The 15,936-nt window shown below is 58.9% G+C and carries 11 protein-coding genes; 2 read left to right on the forward strand and 9 right to left on the reverse strand.

From position 1 onward, the window contains the following. Positions 1–13: 13 nt before the first annotated feature. The 9 genes from AC54XV_RS05895 to yaaA all read right to left on the reverse strand — a co-directional run bounded on the left by AC54XV_RS05895 (position 14) and on the right by yaaA (position 12,852). The gene (locus AC54XV_RS05895; RefSeq protein ID WP_024643138.1) at positions 14–1,150 is read right to left on the reverse strand and encodes a mannuronate-specific alginate lyase; all 1,137 of its coding nucleotides are present in this window, start codon (positions 1,148–1,150) and stop codon (positions 14–16) included. An 8-nt stretch (positions 1,151–1,158) separates the two neighbouring features. After that, positions 1,159–2,598, reverse strand: coding sequence for an alginate O-acetyltransferase AlgX-related protein (locus tag AC54XV_RS05900; RefSeq protein WP_003408874.1), 1,440 nt, complete (start codon positions 2,596–2,598; stop codon positions 1,159–1,161). Positions 2,599–2,612: 14 nt separating this feature from the next. Beyond that, on the reverse strand, positions 2,613–4,223 hold the full coding sequence (algG, locus tag AC54XV_RS05905; protein ID WP_277249618.1) for a mannuronan 5-epimerase AlgG: 1,611 nt from the start codon (positions 4,221–4,223) through the stop codon (positions 2,613–2,615). A 26-nt stretch (positions 4,224–4,249) separates the two neighbouring features. Next, positions 4,250–5,734: an alginate export family protein gene (locus AC54XV_RS05910; protein WP_104723971.1), complete on the reverse strand. Its 1,485-nt coding sequence runs from the start codon at positions 5,732–5,734 to the stop codon at positions 4,250–4,252. Further along, positions 5,731–7,143 (reverse strand): alginate biosynthesis TPR repeat lipoprotein AlgK, encoded by a 1,413-nt coding sequence (algK, locus tag AC54XV_RS05915; RefSeq protein ID WP_011266798.1) that lies wholly within the window; start codon positions 7,141–7,143, stop codon positions 5,731–5,733. The genes AC54XV_RS05910 and algK overlap by 4 nt, the downstream gene beginning before the upstream one ends. A gap of 2 nt (positions 7,144–7,145) precedes the next feature. Continuing rightward, positions 7,146–8,318 carry an alginate biosynthesis protein Alg44 gene (locus tag AC54XV_RS05920; RefSeq protein ID WP_011266799.1) on the reverse strand — a complete coding sequence of 391 codons (1,173 nt, stop codon included), beginning with the start codon at positions 8,316–8,318 and terminating at the stop codon, positions 7,146–7,148. A gap of 40 nt (positions 8,319–8,358) precedes the next feature. Continuing rightward, positions 8,359–9,840: a mannuronan synthase gene (gene alg8 / locus AC54XV_RS05925; RefSeq protein ID WP_002552255.1), complete on the reverse strand. Its 1,482-nt coding sequence runs from the start codon at positions 9,838–9,840 to the stop codon at positions 8,359–8,361. 100 nt (positions 9,841–9,940) lie between these two features. Next, positions 9,941–11,257, reverse strand: coding sequence for a nucleotide sugar dehydrogenase (locus AC54XV_RS05930; protein WP_024661232.1), 1,317 nt, complete (start codon positions 11,255–11,257; stop codon positions 9,941–9,943). Between the two features lie 815 nt (positions 11,258–12,072). Next, positions 12,073–12,852, reverse strand: a complete 780-nt coding sequence (gene yaaA, locus AC54XV_RS05935; RefSeq protein ID WP_011266801.1) for a peroxide stress protein YaaA — start codon at positions 12,850–12,852, stop codon at positions 12,073–12,075. Positions 12,853–13,054: 202 nt separating this feature from the next. On the opposite strand from yaaA, the gene AC54XV_RS05940 reads away from it, so the two are divergent. Together AC54XV_RS05940 and AC54XV_RS05945 are read left to right on the forward strand one after the other, a co-directional pair. Then, positions 13,055–14,233 (forward strand): polysaccharide deacetylase family protein, encoded by a 1,179-nt coding sequence (locus AC54XV_RS05940; protein ID WP_496718126.1) that lies wholly within the window; start codon positions 13,055–13,057, stop codon positions 14,231–14,233. A 294-nt stretch (positions 14,234–14,527) separates the two neighbouring features. Then, a complete protein-coding gene (locus AC54XV_RS05945; protein ID WP_003365383.1) occupies positions 14,528–15,922 on the forward strand; it encodes a PhoH family protein in 1,395 nt (464 codons plus the stop codon). The last annotated feature ends 14 nt before the right edge of the window (positions 15,923–15,936 follow it).

Raw genomic sequence — 15,936 nt, forward strand, 5'->3', positions numbered from 1 at the left:
AGAACTCTGTGAATCACGAACCGTCGTTATCGCCCTTGTCGCCTTTCTCGTGCGAGGGGTCGTAGACCTTGGTCAGGTCACCGCCCAGGCGGAACGTCTTGAACGGCTGCTTTTCGTGTTTCTCTTCCAGCACATCCGGGCTGCAGGTGTAGAGCGAGCAGTACGGTTCGAGCCAGGCGAATTTCGGATCTTTCTTCAGGTCCGTCATGTCTTGTTTCTCGCCGTTGTGTTCAGCGAATATCGAAGGGTCTTTGACGCCGGCCAGAACCCGGTCACCCAGACGCTTCAGGGCGCCATTGTTTTCCGGACGCAGGTCCACGCCGTTGGCCTGGGCGAAGCTGGCAATCATCGCGAGCGGTGGCAATGCGTAGTTGTGATACGACAGTGCACGCTGACGACGCTTCATCTCGTTGGGCAGGAAACCGTCCTTGTCCACTTGATTGGCAGCGACCTTGTATTCCTTCACGGCCCAGTCGAACAGGTCCTGACGATTGGTGGCGACAGCGGTTGCCATCACTGACCAGGCAGCCCAGTACGAGTGGTTGTTGATCTTGTCCAGCGGCAGATTGCTCCAGTCGCTGACCACCTGATCGGCCAGCTTGCTGAACCAGGCTTCGATGATCTTCGCGTCCTGCTGACGATTGGCGAGCGGGTGCGACTCGGAGAACTTCAGGCGCAGGTAGGCGGAGGACATGCTGCCCAGAGCCCATTTGCGCATGGATTTACCGGTGTGGTTGAACTCGCGCGACTCCAGCGCATCGGCCTTGGCCCAGGTGGTCATCATGTTCAGCGCGCAATCGAGTTGTTCCGGACGACCGTCGCGCATGTACTGCATCACGACTTTGCTGACGCCACGCTCAAGGGTGGTGATGTCCTTGGTCGCATCACGGAACGCTTCTTCGGATACCGCATTGAGCGTTGCGCGTGCCTTGTCCGAACCCTCGTACTTGCTGCGGAACACCAGCTTGTCGGTGTAGGGCTTTGGAATGGCTTCACAACTGAAGTTGTGATCGCCAGTCTTGATTTTTTCGATCGGGGCGTCATAGCCCTTGGGTGGAACCAGTGCGGCGGATGCGCCCGTGGCCCAGGCCATCGATGACAGGATTGCCATCGACAGCAGGGTAGGGCGTATCAGTTTAGGAGTCTGCATAAGTCACCTCATAGTCCGGCTTGAGCGGTGTGTGTCGCAGCGCTCGGGAACACGTTGCGTTTGCATACTTTGGCTTCGACTTTTTGTGGTGCCGTGCCTGCTTCCGGTCCCTGGATTTCCAGCGCCAGCAGTTGCTGGTTGGCCCAATCCTCATCCTCGCGCAATTCAAAGGCGAAGCGTCCATCGGTGTCTGACGTTTCCGGTTTCTCGATTTTCAGATCCTCGTGGCGACCGTTCATGTACCAGAGCCTGGCCTGAAGGACTTTCACCGAGGTGTCGTCAAACTTGATGTCGATCTGATTGCTGCCGTTGCGAATGTCCTTGATGCCATTCTTGCCGTTGACCAACACTTCGTTGGTGCCCGGCTTGAGGGTGGTGCTGGCGCTCATCACGGCAGGCTTGCCTTCACAGCCGTTGTCCAGCAGCGACATCATCTGGCGATAGATGGTCTCCTGATCCAGGCGATACAGCGGCGAGAATTCCCAGATGAGAATTTTCGGCGGACGCTTCTGGAAGTCTTCACTGCCCAGGTACTGGAGCATCGAACCTTCCAGGCCACCACCAGGGAACGCCACGTTCAACACGTCAGCGCCCATGTATTCCTGGAGGAAGCCAGCGAAGTTGTAGTTCTTGCCGCTGTGGCTGGTACCGACCAGGGTGATTTCCGGGTTACCGGAATCGCCGAACAGGTCGCCGTCGCCCGCCTCACCCTTGGGCTCGGTGGTGAACTGGTCCATGTACTGGATCGCGTAGCTGGTGCCGCACAATTGACCCGCCATATTGTGCAAAGTGCCCGTCTTGCCCATGCGCCCGGAAATATGGCTTTCGAACTCACGCTTGGGGATGTCGCTATAACCCGGAACTTTCTTCACGGTTTCGGCAACGATCTTCGCCGTACGCTGCGCGCCATACGGCGTCCAGTGCTGGTCACCGCGGAAGTAGAAATCATGCGCCTGCTGCTCGTTGGTCAACGGCGACAGGTCAGGCACCCAGTAGCCCATCTTGCTGAAGCGGCCGAGCATGGCCTGATAGTTTTTCAGCGCCTTGTCGTAGTCGAACTTGTCGCGTTCGGCCGGGAACAATTTGTTGCGATCCACCAGACCACGGGTTGGCTGATAAACCACGACCAGTTCGACGCCTTTGCTCTTGAACGCATCGTGCAGTTCTTTCATGCGGCGATAGCCGGCAGGCGTGGTATCGAACTCGGTGCGCAGGTCTTCCTGAGTCCGGAACAGCCAGTCGCCCTGAGCCTGGACCAGCGTGGTGAAGTTCTGCTGATAGCGCGTGGTGTAGTTTTTCGCGTCATGCGCGGCCGGGCACAGCGAGCAGCAAGGCTCGGCCTTGAACGTCGGCGCTTGCGAGTCGTCTGCCCGAGCGACACCCGCGGCGGCCATCAAGGCGGCGGTGAGGCTGGACAGGCTCAACAGCTTGATCAGATGTGCGTGCATAACAATACCCTTCCTCATTCCCGCAGCTCGGTCTGGCTTTCGACGGGGTCGATCAATACGGCTTTTTTCTGGCGTACCAGCAGGTCGAGGATTTCGTCCTGGCGCTCACCGAGGACGCCGTTGAGGCTGATGCCGACTTCTTTGGTAGGCATCAGCATCGAGACGCGATACAGCTCGACACTCAGTGGCGAGTCGATGGACAGCGGGCCGGAGCCATTGCTGGACAGTTCGCCGCCAACCATGATCAGCGATACCTGAGCGTCGAACGGGTCAAGCTCGATGTCGCGGTCGGTGTCGCTCAAGTCCTTGATGTGGCCGTAAACGCCCATCAGGCCGTTGCCCATGGCGACGTTCTCGTACAGCTTGATGTTCACACTGTTACGTACGCGGATACCGTGGCGGCGGTTGGCGATCACGCGATTGCCCCACAGCAGGTTGTTGCCGCTTTCGTACAGGGTGATGCCGTCGGTGTGGTTCTGGTAAATCTCGTTGTAGGCGACGATGTTGCCGACGCTGTTACGGTCCAGAACCACGCCGGACAATTTGTTGTTGTGGCTCTTGTTGCGGAAGATGAAGCTGTTGTCCACTTCCCGGGAAATGATGATGCCGTGCTTCTTCTTGGTCCCGTAAACGTCGTTTTCGGCGATGATCAGACCGTGCGAACGGTCGTGCGGGTCAATGCCGTAAATGATGTTGTCGCGGTAGGTGTTGCCCTTGACCACGAAGTCGCGGGTTTCATAGCAGTAGAAGCCGTACCACATGTCCGAGAATTCTGAATCGATGATCCAGCCGGTCGGTTCGGGACGCTTGAGCACCTTCGCGGTGTTGGGCGTGTACTGGGAAATACTGATGCCGTAGGACTTGCTCTGGTCGTAGCCCAGGCTCGCCATTTTGGTGTTGGCGATCCAGGTTTCCGAGCCACCCCAGGTCAGCAGGAACGGGCGAAACTCGTCAGGCTTGCGATAGGTCGCCAGGCTGTTGCGGGTTTCACTCCAGGCGTTGACCTGGGTGTGAGTGATCAGCATCTTGCCTTCACTGACGATGAACGAGCCCTTTTCCTGAGACAGACGCAATTCCTTGGTCTTGCTGTCGATCTCGAAGGTCCCGGTTTCCTTGATCAGGATCGGCAGGCGCGCCACGTAGACACCTGGCGAGACTTCGTTGAGGAACTGCTTGGGCACCTTCCTGGCCAGGTCCTGCAGGTTCACGTAGCCGTCGGAAATCATGATGGCCTGGGGGATACCGCGCTGACGGTTGACCCATTCGGCCATCTTGTTGTCACCGCCGATGAATTCCTTCAGGCCGGTTTCTTCCATCATCCGCGAAACAGTGACCTTGCCCGGCTTGTTGCGCACGATCTTTTTCAGCGCCGCTTCAGCGGTATAGCCCTTGAGGTCGGGCAGTACCGGCTTGGCCATTTCCAGCGGCGCGGTGGGCGGGCTGGTGATGGTGTAGGTCTTGGCCTGGTGCAGCTCCTTGACCACCGCCTTCTGTGTGTCGGGTACGACAGGCGCGTTGGCCAGCGCCACACCGCTGGCCAGCAGCAGGGCGCTGGTCAGCAGTGCGCTTTCGAGCAGGGCGTGCGGCCAGTGCCGGCTGCGCCCGTTGCTTGTATGACTGTTCATCTCTGGCACTCCTTTGGCGGTTCGCATCAGAAGCGCCAGATGACGTCGACAACAGCGCGGTGCATGTAGCTGTCCACGTTGTTCTGATACGCGTCGCCTGGCTTGAAGACACCTGCGCGCAGGCGCACCAGTGCCGAAGGTTCATCGAACGACTGGCTCAGCGAAGCCGGCAGCAGGCCTTGCTTGAAGTACTTGGTCACGACCAGGTCCATTTCCTGACCCAGGTCCTTGCTGCCGTCTTCCAGTGGCAGCGAGCTGAACGTACCGTCCTGGTTGTCGTTCACCGCGTTGATGCCCGAGCCGCCGATACCGGTGTTGCCGTCCACGCGACGGAACTTGTGGTAGATCAGCGATGCGTCGTATTCCTCGTTCATCTGCCACGAAGCGAACAGCGAGCCGGTTTCCACGTTGGCCATTTCGCCCTGGAAGGCCTCGCCGAAGCGATGGATGCGCGAACGCGTGCCGGTCCAGTTGGAGCGGTTACTTTCCAGACCGTTCTGGACGTAGTCCTTGCTGGCGCGCGAGTAGGCGGCGCCGACTTGCCATTGCGGGTCCAGGCGCAGGCGCAGGCCCAGGTCGGTGGCCCAGCCATTCATGTCACGGCTGTTCTTTTCGCCGGCGATGAACTGGTCGTTGGGAGCAGAGGTCACGCCGATTTCGTCGCGCGTTCCGTTCAGCCAGGTCAGGCTGCCCCAGTAGTTGAGCTGATTGGTGTTGCTGCGATAGTTGTAGGCATCGCTGTCAGCCTGCAGGCCGACCCAGGTCAGATCGCCATTGGAGGTCTTGTCCAGATCATCCAGCACCTGGCCCTGCGACTTGAGCTTGCCGTCGTCAGCACTGTGGTGAGCGCGGATACCGGCCCAGTTGCCCGGTGTCCACTGATAGCTGACCGAGCCGAACAAGTGCTTGCGATCTTCGTCGTCAGGTGCCAGTTCGGTCAGGTCGGTGCGGTATTCGCTGAAACGCTGGGCAGCACCCAGTTCAGCGCGCAACAGTGTGGTATCGAACGACCAGTTGATGGCCTCGATGTTGGTGTCGTGCCATTGACCGTCGTCGTTGCGCAGACGCTGACGACCGACTTTCAGGATCTCGCCAGGGTAGGGTGTGAAACCGCTGTAGCCGATCCAGAACTCACGCAGTGCCGCGTAGGTCTTGTCGGCTTCGCGCTCGCTGGCAGTGCCACGCGAAGTCTGGGTGCCGCTGCCGTCGCTGTTGCTCTGCTCCAGCGGGTCGGTCTGAATGATGTCGGTGGCGGTGACCACCTGGCCCATCGCGTAACCGCTCCAGTCGCCGCGCTCGCCATAGACCCAGGGACGCAGGTCCAGGCCCACACCGTTGACGTCGCCGCCCGAACGGGTGCCCAGATCGCGATCATCCTCGGCCTGCGCCGTGGCTTTGATTTCGATACCGAAATTCTGCGGTTGTTCGGTCAGCGCTGCCAGCGTCGGGCAGGCCCACAACAGGGTGAAGCCAAGGCCCATGCCGGCGGCCATCAGGGGATTCAACTTCATAATGCTTCCTCACCGTCTTTTTCTTCTTGCAGGGCCTGCAATGCCATCGCGTTCTGAGTGGCAGTAGCGCCCCGGACTTTTTGCTCGCGTGCCAACAGGTCTTTGGCGGTGGCGAGCTTTTCAGGCGGCAGTTGTGTGTTGAGGGCCTCGGCAAGCTCGGTCGCTTGCGGGGTCTGACTGGCCAGCGCCAGTTGCGCGAACACCCAGGCGTTGACCGGGTCGGGCATAGTGCCCTTGCCCTGCGAGAACAGCTGCGCAAGGGCGAAGTCGGCGCTGTTCTGGCCACCACGGGCGGCGGTCAGCAGCTCGTCCACGGCTTTTTGCGAGTAGACCTGGCCCAGGTAGCCGCGACGGTAGATCTGACCCAGGTAGTAATGGGCAGAGATTTCCGTTGCGGTGGCTTTCTTCAGGTGCTCCTCGGCCTTGACGGCATCGGGCGTGACCCATTTTCCCTCGTAGTACAGGCGTCCGAGCAGCAGCTCTGCGCGTGGCTGGTCCGCCGCGCGGCCGTTGTTCAGGTATTCCATCATCTTGTTGACGTCGCCCAGTTCGGGGAAGTCGTAAAGCAGTTTGGCCAGCGTGACCCATGAGATCGGGTAGCCCGGCGCAACGCTTTCCAGCAATTGCTGAGCGGTCTTTTCGTCCGGCGTACCGATGGTGGAGTCACCCAGTACGCGCGCGACGCTGTCCACTCGTTGTGCATTGACGCGGCCAGCGGCGTATTCGCTCTTGAGCTTTTCGATCAAGGCCGTGCGTTGCTCGGCCTGGCCGCGTGTCTGGTAGACAGTGGCCAGTTCGACGTAGCAGATATCCGTGGCCGACAGTGCCTGTTTGCAGATGCTCTCGACCTCGTCGAGGTGTTGAGCATAAGTGCCCTGGGTGCGATACAGCAGCACCTGAGCCAGACCTGCTTCCGGATAACCGGCGGCGCGCCACTCGCTGATCTTCTGCTGCGCATTCACTTCAGGGAAGGTGTGCGGGTATTGCAGATACAGCATGGCCAGCGGGATCAGCGTGCCGGATTCGCCATTGGCGAAGGCCTTCTTCAGCAGGCCTTCGGCTTCGCGGTGTTCGGCTTCGGTGGCATCGGGCTTGGCCGCCAGCAGACGGCCCAGGCGCGACTGCGCACGAGGCGACGTCTCTGCTGCAGCACGATAAGTGGCCTCGGCCTGCTTGAGCTGAGCGGGGTCGCGAGTCGCGACCTGAATATCGGCCAGGCCGACTTGCGCGTCGCTATAGCCCAGGTCCGCCAGCTGCCGATAGTTCTGCTCCGCCAATGCCGTGTCGCCGTTTTTCAGGGCTTCATTGGCAAGGCGTTGATCAGGCAGGCCGGCACAGCCGCTCAGGCCGAGCGCGACGGCGAGGCTCAATAGCGTGGGGGTCGACAGGCGTCGTAGTGGGCTGTTCATGGTTACAGACCCGCAGCCATGGCTTTATCGATCAGCCAGTTCACGGACGGGCCGCGATCGCTGACCACTTCGACAGGGCGACCGGCAAGCGAGCTGCTCAGGCTTTCGTCAGGCTTGATCTGCACGCGGATGTCGGTAGACAGGTCGGCGTCGCTCAGGTTGGTGCTGCTGACGATCTGGCCGGTGCGCAGTTTGTCTTCGCCAGCGATCTGGAAGCTGACACGTGTGCCTGGCTTGACGTCGTTGAACTGGCGATAGGTGAAGCGTGCTTCAACCGTGGCCGGCGCGTTGCGTGGCACCAGTTGGAAGATCACCTGACCCTTGGACGCGAACTGACCGTCGGCCACCAGTTGGCGAGCCACGACGCAATCGCACGGGCTGGTCATGGTGCCGCTCATCTGCTTGCCATACAGCTCTTCGATCTTGGCTGGCTGCAGGTCTTCACCGGTCAGGCTGCCCTTGAGCATTTCCAGCATGCTGGTGTTGAAGGACGCCAGTGGTGCGCCTTTGGCGGCTTCGCCGTTCGGGGCGACCAGGCTTTGCACGGTACCTTCACGCGGCATGGTCACGTCCATGCTTGGAATGGTGACCAGGCCGGCCGATGCATGGCTGACGAAGTACAGGCCATAGATTGTCTTGAAGATGAAGCCGAAAGCGGCCAGACCGACAATGAACACGCCCAGGCTGAACGTTACGGCGCGCAGGCGACCCATGGCGCTCATGCCGCCGTCCTTGCCCTTGACCTTGCGTGCCTTGGTGAAGTTGTCGCGCTGCAGCGTGGCCAGCACTTCGCCCAGGGTGACGACTTCGCCGGACAGGTGCGAGGTGATCAGGTGGCGCAGGGTTGCGATGTCCTGAGGTTCCAGGTTCTGGAACTGGCAACCGATGCGGTTGCTGGCGTTGTCGATCGAGCGCACTTGCAGATCGACGTCCATGGCCAGGCCAAGGTTGTCGATGATGAATTGCAGGCGTCCCTTGACGATCTGACCTTCGCTGAATTTCTGCCCGGATGGAGCAACGAAGCTCAGGCCACCGGCCGACAGGTCTTCGACACGTACCAGTGGCGCGTTGGGCTGATCATTCAGCAGGCGCAGCTTGGCAGGGATCTTGATCCGCGCGTGTTGGCGCTGGGCTTCGGATTCATGTACGACGTTCGCATTCACGGCTGTATTCATGGCTATTTTTCCTATTTAAGCGATTAATCCGTTGGCCCGGTCAAACCATCGTCAACAGCACAGCGACGAAGATGGTGCCAGCCGAGAAAGTCATGGTTCGGGACGACCACGTGTTGAACCAGCCCTGAAAGCTGGCCATGTCGCGGCTTAGTTTGGTGTCCTGGCGAGTCCAGGACTGGCGGTCCAGGCGGAAGAAGACATAGATCTTCATCAGCGCACCGACGATCTGGTTGTAATAGAGAATGATCGGGTAGGCAGGCCCGATCCTGTGTCCCGAGAGGGACAGCAGCAGGGTGAGGATCAGGCGGGTCATGCCGATCCACAGCAGATACATCAGCAGGAACGCGCCGCCATACTTGAAGCTGGCGATCAGGGCGACGGTCAGACCGAGAATGGAGGTCCACATCGACACACGCTGGTCAAACAGCACGATGCTGGTGAAGATCCCCAGGCGACGTACGCCCAGACCCAGTGCACGCGAGTTCTGACGCAGGTTGTTGCCGTACCAGCGATACATCAGCTTGCGGCTGGCCTTCAGGAAGCTCTTCTCGGGCGGGTGTTCCACGGTGTTGATCGCTGCGTCCGGCACGTAGAACGTGTCGTAACCCAGGCGCATCAGGCTGAACCAGCTGGACTTGTCGTCGCCGGTCAGGAAGCGGAAGGTGCCCAGACGCCAGTGATTGAGCGAGTCGCTTTCCACGTCGGCAATGAACTCGGGGTCGGTTACCACGGTTGCGCGGAACACCGACATGCGACCGGTCATGGTCAACACGCGTTTGGACAGGGCCATCGAGCACATGTTGATGTGACGCTGAGCGAAACGCAGCTTGTGCCACTCGCTCATGATGTAGCCGCCACGCACTTCACAGAACTCGTTGGTGGTCAGGCCGCCGACATTGTCGAACAGCTGGAACCACGGTACGGTCTTGGCGACCACACCTTCGTTGAGCACGGTGTCGCCGTCGATCACCGCAACCACGGCACGGCTGTCAGGCAAGTGCCGCGAGATGGCACGGAAGCCATAGGCCAGGCCATCGCGCTTGCCGGTGCCCGGGATACGTACGAAGTCCAGCTTGACGCGCTCCGGCGGATTGAACTTGGCCCACATGCTCTTGACCAGCAGCTCATCGGACATTTCCACCAGCGAGCAGACGATCGTCGTCGGCAGGCCGCAGTCGATGGCTTCGCGGATAACCGAGTTGTAGACCTGTGCGGTGGTCAGCGCGTCGATACGAAAGCTGGTGACCATCAGAAACACATGGGACGGGTCTGCTGCGCTGCCCAGCTTGCGAACCTTGCGGCGCAAGTGCGGGTAGACGATGTACAGGAAAATCATCCCGCGCACGAAGTGCGTGATCCCCATCGAGTAGCGCCAGATGCCAACGGCGCCAATCAGGAATATAAAGTTCTTCGACTGTGAGTCGAAGATACTGGTAGGCAATGCCGCGGCAAGGCCCATGAGTAAACTTAAATAGAACAGCCAACCTGCGGCCTGTAACAGGCCGTGCTTGAGCCTCTGCATAATCGTATCCCTAAGTCAGTTGCGAGCCTCAAGCCCCAGGCTGCAAGCACATTGCTTGAGCCTGTGGCCTGGAGCCTGGCGCTTGTGGCTTGCGGCTGATTTACCAGCAGATACCTTCGGCACGACCGTCTTCGCTGGTGGCGTTGGCCATGAAGCCCACCAGATCGATGACGCGCTTGCCTTCAGGGGTCTTGTTGGCGAGGGCGCGGAAACGCTCATCGCGGTTGCCGAGGATAATGACGTCGGAGTCATTGATGACCTGGTCGAAGTCCGAGTTCAGCAGCGAGGAAACGTGCGGAATCTTGGATTCGATGTAGTCCTTGTTGGCACCGTGAACGCGTGCATATTCAACGTTGCTGTCGAAGATGCTCAGTTCGAAGCCCTTGCCGATCAGCATTTCGGCCAGCTCTACCAGCGGGCTTTCACGCAGATCGTCAGTGCCGGCCTTGAAGCTCAGACCCAGCAGTGCAACCTTGCGGGTGTCGTAGCTGGCAACCATGTCGAACGCGTTCTGCACTTGCGAGGTGTTACTGCGCATCAGCGAGTTGAGCAGGGGGGCTTCAACGTCCAGGCTGCTGGCGCGGTAGGTCAGGGCGCGAACGTCTTTCGGCAGGCACGAGCCGCCGAATGCGAAGCCAGGGCGCATGTAGTACTGGGACAGGTTCAGCGCCTTGTCCTGGCAGACCACGTCCATCACTTCACGGCCATCGACGCCGACAGCCTTGGCAATGTTGCCGATTTCGTTGGCGAAAGTAACCTTGGTGGCGTGCCACACGTTGCAGGTGTACTTGATCATCTCGGCAACGGCGATGTCCTTGCGGATGATCGGTGCATCGAGTTCTTCGTACAGCGATTGCAGAACGTCGCCCGACGCTTTGTCGAACTCGCCGATGACGGTCATTGGCGGCAGGTCGTAGTCCTTGATCGCAGTACTTTCGCGCAGGAACTCAGGGTTGACGGCGACACCGAAGTCAACACCGGCTTTCTTGCCGGAGCAGTCTTCCAGAATCGGGATAACGACGTTGGCAACAGTGCCCGGCAGTACGGTACTGCGAACCACGATAGTGTGGCGGGTGGCTTTGTCACGCAGGACATAACCGATTTCGCGGCACACCGACTCAATGTAATCCAGTTCCAGATCGCCGTTCTTCTTGCTCGGCGTACCGACGCAGATCATCGACAGATCGGTGGCGCGAATGGCTTCGGCGAAGTCTGTAGTGCCGCGCAGTTTTCCGGTAGTGATACCTTTCTGCAACAGCTCTTCCAGACCCGGTTCAACGATAGGTGATTTGCCGTTGTTGATCAGGTCGATCTTGGTGCTGGAAATATCCACACCCACTACTTCGTGACCGCGGGCAGACAGGCAACCGGCACAGACTGCACCGACATAACCCAAACCAAATATGCTGATACGCATCGTATTCTCCTCGATTTTTCACGCCATAGATTGGCTGGATATTAATTTTGGCCAGCAGATGTCACGCGCTATCCCTTACGGCTAACAACGCCGTAGAACTAACGCAGGCATATTTAATGAGTGAGTGCCCAAAACAAGTAAGGCGAACTCAAATGACACTAAGTGCAAGCGGCAAGTAACCTGTCCTTTCGGTCAGGGCCCTGCTCTCCTTGGATGCAGTAAACCACTCCTTGTTGGACGATTGACGGCGGACCTCTGTGAGACTGCCTCTGGCGCTAGCCAGGGCCGTCCTGTTCGAATCCTGCGCGTCGCACCGGGCCGGCGCTTCGCCTGTCTACAACATCAACTAGTGATGTGAGTTTAGTTCTGGTACCTGACACCAGGGTCACGTGGACCTGGCTTCCTTGTCGGTAACTTCCCGTTTCCCAAGGCGACCTGTAAGTGATCTCTTACACGTCAGCCCAGAATTGTTACGGGATGTAGGAGCGTACGAATTCGCATTTAGTTCCTGGCCGCTCGTCCTGATTTGCGAATTTTGGTGTATCCGTTCTGTGACACACGCAGTATCGAGGTGATGGCTTTTTTCTTAAAAGCCTCGAATTATAAGGGGTTTGGAGGGGTGGTAGTTGAAGTGCCACTACTGCAAAAATCTGAAATGCCACTACTTAAAAAAGTGGAATTTTTTTTTGGAAAAAATTGCACGCCAGTTAAGAGTCGAAAACTTGACGTTTGTCTGGCGTCATGAAGTTGGCATTTGGTGTTGGATCGTAGGACAGGTCGTGTAACAGCGCTCCGTTACACGACGGTTACAGCCTCTAGTCTTCTGCGATGTTGCGCAAAAACACCAACTTGTCGGGGGTCGACTGTTCGCGGTTGTAACGGTAGCCCTGTACATCGAACGCTTGTAATGCTTCGGGATCGTTGATGCGCTCTTCTATAACGAAGCGGCTCATCATGCCGCGAGCCTTTTTCGCATAGAAGCTGATGATCTTGTACTGCCCGTTCTTGAAGTCCTTGAACTCGGTGTCGATGATTCGCGCCTTGAGCGACGAACGTTTGACGGCAGAGAAGTATTCGGTAGAGGCCAGGTTGAGCAGCAGGTCGTCGCCCTGGTCAGCCAGCGCCTCATTCAGCCATTCGCTGATTCGCGTGCCCCAGAAGGCGTAGAGGTCCTTGCCCCGAGCGTTGGCCAGTCGGGTGCCCATTTCCAGGCGGTAGGGCTGCATCAGGTCCAGCGGGCGCAACAGGCCGTACAGACCCGACAGCATGCGCAAGTGCCCCTGCGCGTAGTCGAGCTGCGCTTCGCTCAGCGTTTCCGCTTCCAGGCCCGTGTAGACATCACCCTTGAAGGCCAGCAGTGCCTGCTTGGCGTTGTCGAGGGTGAAGTCCGGGTTCCAGCTGCCAAAGCGCGCCGCGTTCAATCCGGCCAGCTTGTCGGACAGGTGCATCAGTTCGCTGATCTGCGCCGGCGTCAGTTCACGCAGCTGGTCGATCAGCTCTTGGGAATGGTCCAGGTACTGCGGCTGAGTGAAGCGGCCGGTCGTGGGCGGTGTCTCGAAATCGAGGGTTTTTGCCGGGGAAATCACCATCAGCATGAAGTCGTCTCCTTTTATCGTCCGTGGATTCTAGGGGCTGACAGCCTGCGACTCCAGCTATGGTGGCGATAGAGGTCGCTCCGCCGGAGATGGCAGCAGGACCTGCAGCTTTGTATGCGCGCCGACATAAGAAGCCAGGCACATATCAGCTATAGTGGCGCGCTGGTCATGACGTTAATGGTTGATCGAGAGGGCATCGGGTTTGCGTATCGTTTTAGCAGTGTGTGCAGGTCTGTTCTGGCTTCAGGCGCAGGCGGCAGCGCCGGTCATTGCCACCATTGACCGCAGCGTCTGGCCTGAGCGGCTCGAGACGCCGGGGTTGTTCGACGTCGCATCGCGTGCGGAGATCCTCGCCTTTGCCCACGAGCTGTACCTCAGCGAAAAGCTCGACGAGGAAGGCCTCAGGCAGCGCCTCGGCCTGCGCTTCGTCAACGTGCCGTCGTTGAACGTGGTTCGTCATCGGCTGTGGCTGCGTTTGCTGGAGAACTACCAGAACGCGCAAAAGAGCTGCGAGCAGGACGCCAATTTCTGTGTGCTGGTCGAGGACATGGACCAGTTGCGACAGCGCGCCGAGGAATATCAGGTATCCAACGATTCGTTCTATGCCAATTGGGCCAGACCCGGCGCCGCATTCCACCAGCGTTATCTGAACGAGCTGCTGTTCATGGCGGCCCTGTTTCCGCAGACCAGCAGCGAGATCGAGCGTTACAACTCCGATGAGATGAGTGGCGACGAGATGCCGGATCGCACGTTCATGCTCAACTTCGAAAGCGGCCCAAGCCCGGCCGACGGTGGCACCGACTGGCTGGCCGACTTCATGCGCCAGCAGAAAATGACCGCCACTTTCTTTGTGCTGGGCAAGAGCCTTCAGGAGCGTCTCGACAGCACGTCGGTTGCAGGTGTGCAGGCGCTGTATCGCCAGCAGTGTGTGGGCATTCAGGGCTGGGAGTACCGCTCGCACAGCCAGTGGCTGGACTGGCAGGACTCGGTGCGACGCAGCGCGGCATTGGTTCAGCAAGTGTTGCCGGACAACTTCGTGCCGCTGTTTCGCCCACCTTATGGCCATCGACGTGCCGACAGCGGCGACTTCTTCCGCACCGAGCATTTGCGCGTGTCATTGTGGAATATCGATGCTGAAGACGACACCGGACGGCTTTCTGCAGAGCAGGTGGGCGACCGTGTACTGACCCTCATGCTGCTCTGGCGCAAAGGGACGGTGGTATTCCACGACGTGGCCAACAAGGCGCAGTCGGCGCTGCCATTGCTGCTGGCCAATACCGCGCAAAGCGAGTTGATCTGGGACGATTGCCGGAATATCTCTGAAGCGCCCGAGGAACAAGGGCTGCAGAGCAGTGAAGAGGCTGCGCCGGAAGGGGAATGAAGGCAGATTCGGCGTGGGCGGACTTCCGACTTTAAACGTGCCGGGTACGTCCGCCAAGCCCTATTCGTCAGGCTGTGAAATAAACTTCAAAAAACTGTCAAAGAGCTTTTTTCTGTCATCCCTTTTGCTGTATTACGAATACAGACCGCCGAAACCTGCAACACAGGTGGCGTCTTCCAAGACCCACCTTGAGCGACATTTCTGCCCTGCCTGAAGGGGAGAATCCGGCGGCCTTTTCGTGGCGCAGTACTGTCGTGGTTCTGCGTCGCCCGGCTTCTACAAAGGTGAGCGAGTATGGATGACCACGGACGCACCCCTTCCACCAACCAGCCAATCCTTTACGTGCTCGATACCAACGTATTGATTCATGATCCAAACGCATTGCTGAACTTCGAAGAACACCACGTCGCCATCCCCATGACGGTTCTGGAGGAACTGGACAAACTCAAGGCCGGTAAACATTCGGTTGCTGCCGAATGCCGCCAGGCCATCCGCCTGATCGACAAGACCCTGGGCGAAGCTTCGCCGGAGGAAGTCGAGAAGGGCGTGCCCATCGACCGTGGTACAGGCGTGCTCAAGGGCTACCTGTCGATTTTGATGAGCAAACGCGAGGAACCCAACAGCCTGCTGCCCGAGCACCTGAACGACAACATCATCATCAACCAATTGATTGACCTGCACGCGCGCAACAAGGACTTGAGCGTCGTGCTGGTGACCAAAGACATCAACATGCGCCTCAAGGCGCGCGCTTGCGGCATTGCTGCCGAGGATTACAGCACCGACCAATTGGTCGATGACGTTTCACTGTTGTCGCGTGGCTACCATGACATGACCGGTTCGTTCTGGGACCGCGTCAGCAAGGTCGACACCCGTCAGGAGCGCGGCCGTACCTGGCACCGCGTGCAGCTCACTGAAATGCTGCCGGCGGTTCATATCAACGAGTTTATTGTCGATGAGCAGGGCTTCGTAGGCTGGATCAAGGGCGTCAAGAACGACGAACTGCTGATTCTCGACATGCACCAGGAGCCTTTGCTGCATCAGGAGGCCTGGGGGCTGAAGCCACGCGACATCTATCAGGGGCTGGCGCTGTTCGCGCTGCTCGACCCGGATATTCATCTGGTCAACCTGTCAGGCGCTGCTGGCTCGGGTAAAACCATTCTGGCCCTGGCCGCTGCCATCGAGCAGACCATGGTCACCAAGCGCTATCGGCGCATCATCGCCACCCGCAGCGTTCAGGGTCTGGATCAGGAAATCGGTTTCCTGCCCGGCACCGAGGCGGAGAAGATGGAGCCATGGCTTGGCGCGATCACCGATAACCTCGAAGCGTTGCACATGGATGACGAAAACACCCATGGCAGTGTCGACTACATCCTCAGCAAGGTGCCGTTGCAGTTCAAATCCCTCAACTACATTCGAGGTCGCAGCTTCCAGCAAAGCCTGATTCTGATCGATGAATGCCAGAACCTGACCCCGCACCAGATGAAAACCATCATCACCCGTGCCGGCGCCGGTTCCAAAGTGGTCTGCCTGGGCAACCTGGCGCAGATCGACACCCCTTACCTGTCGGCCACCAGTTCCGGGCTGACCTACCTGACGGAGCGCTTCAAGGACTTCCCGAACGGCGTGCACATCACCCTGCAAGGCGTGCCACGCTCGATACTGGCCGAATACGCGGAGAGTCATCTTTAGCTGAAAAGCAGCTT

The sequence above is a fragment of the Pseudomonas fragariae (ex Marin et al. 2024) genome (assembly GCF_059621105.1).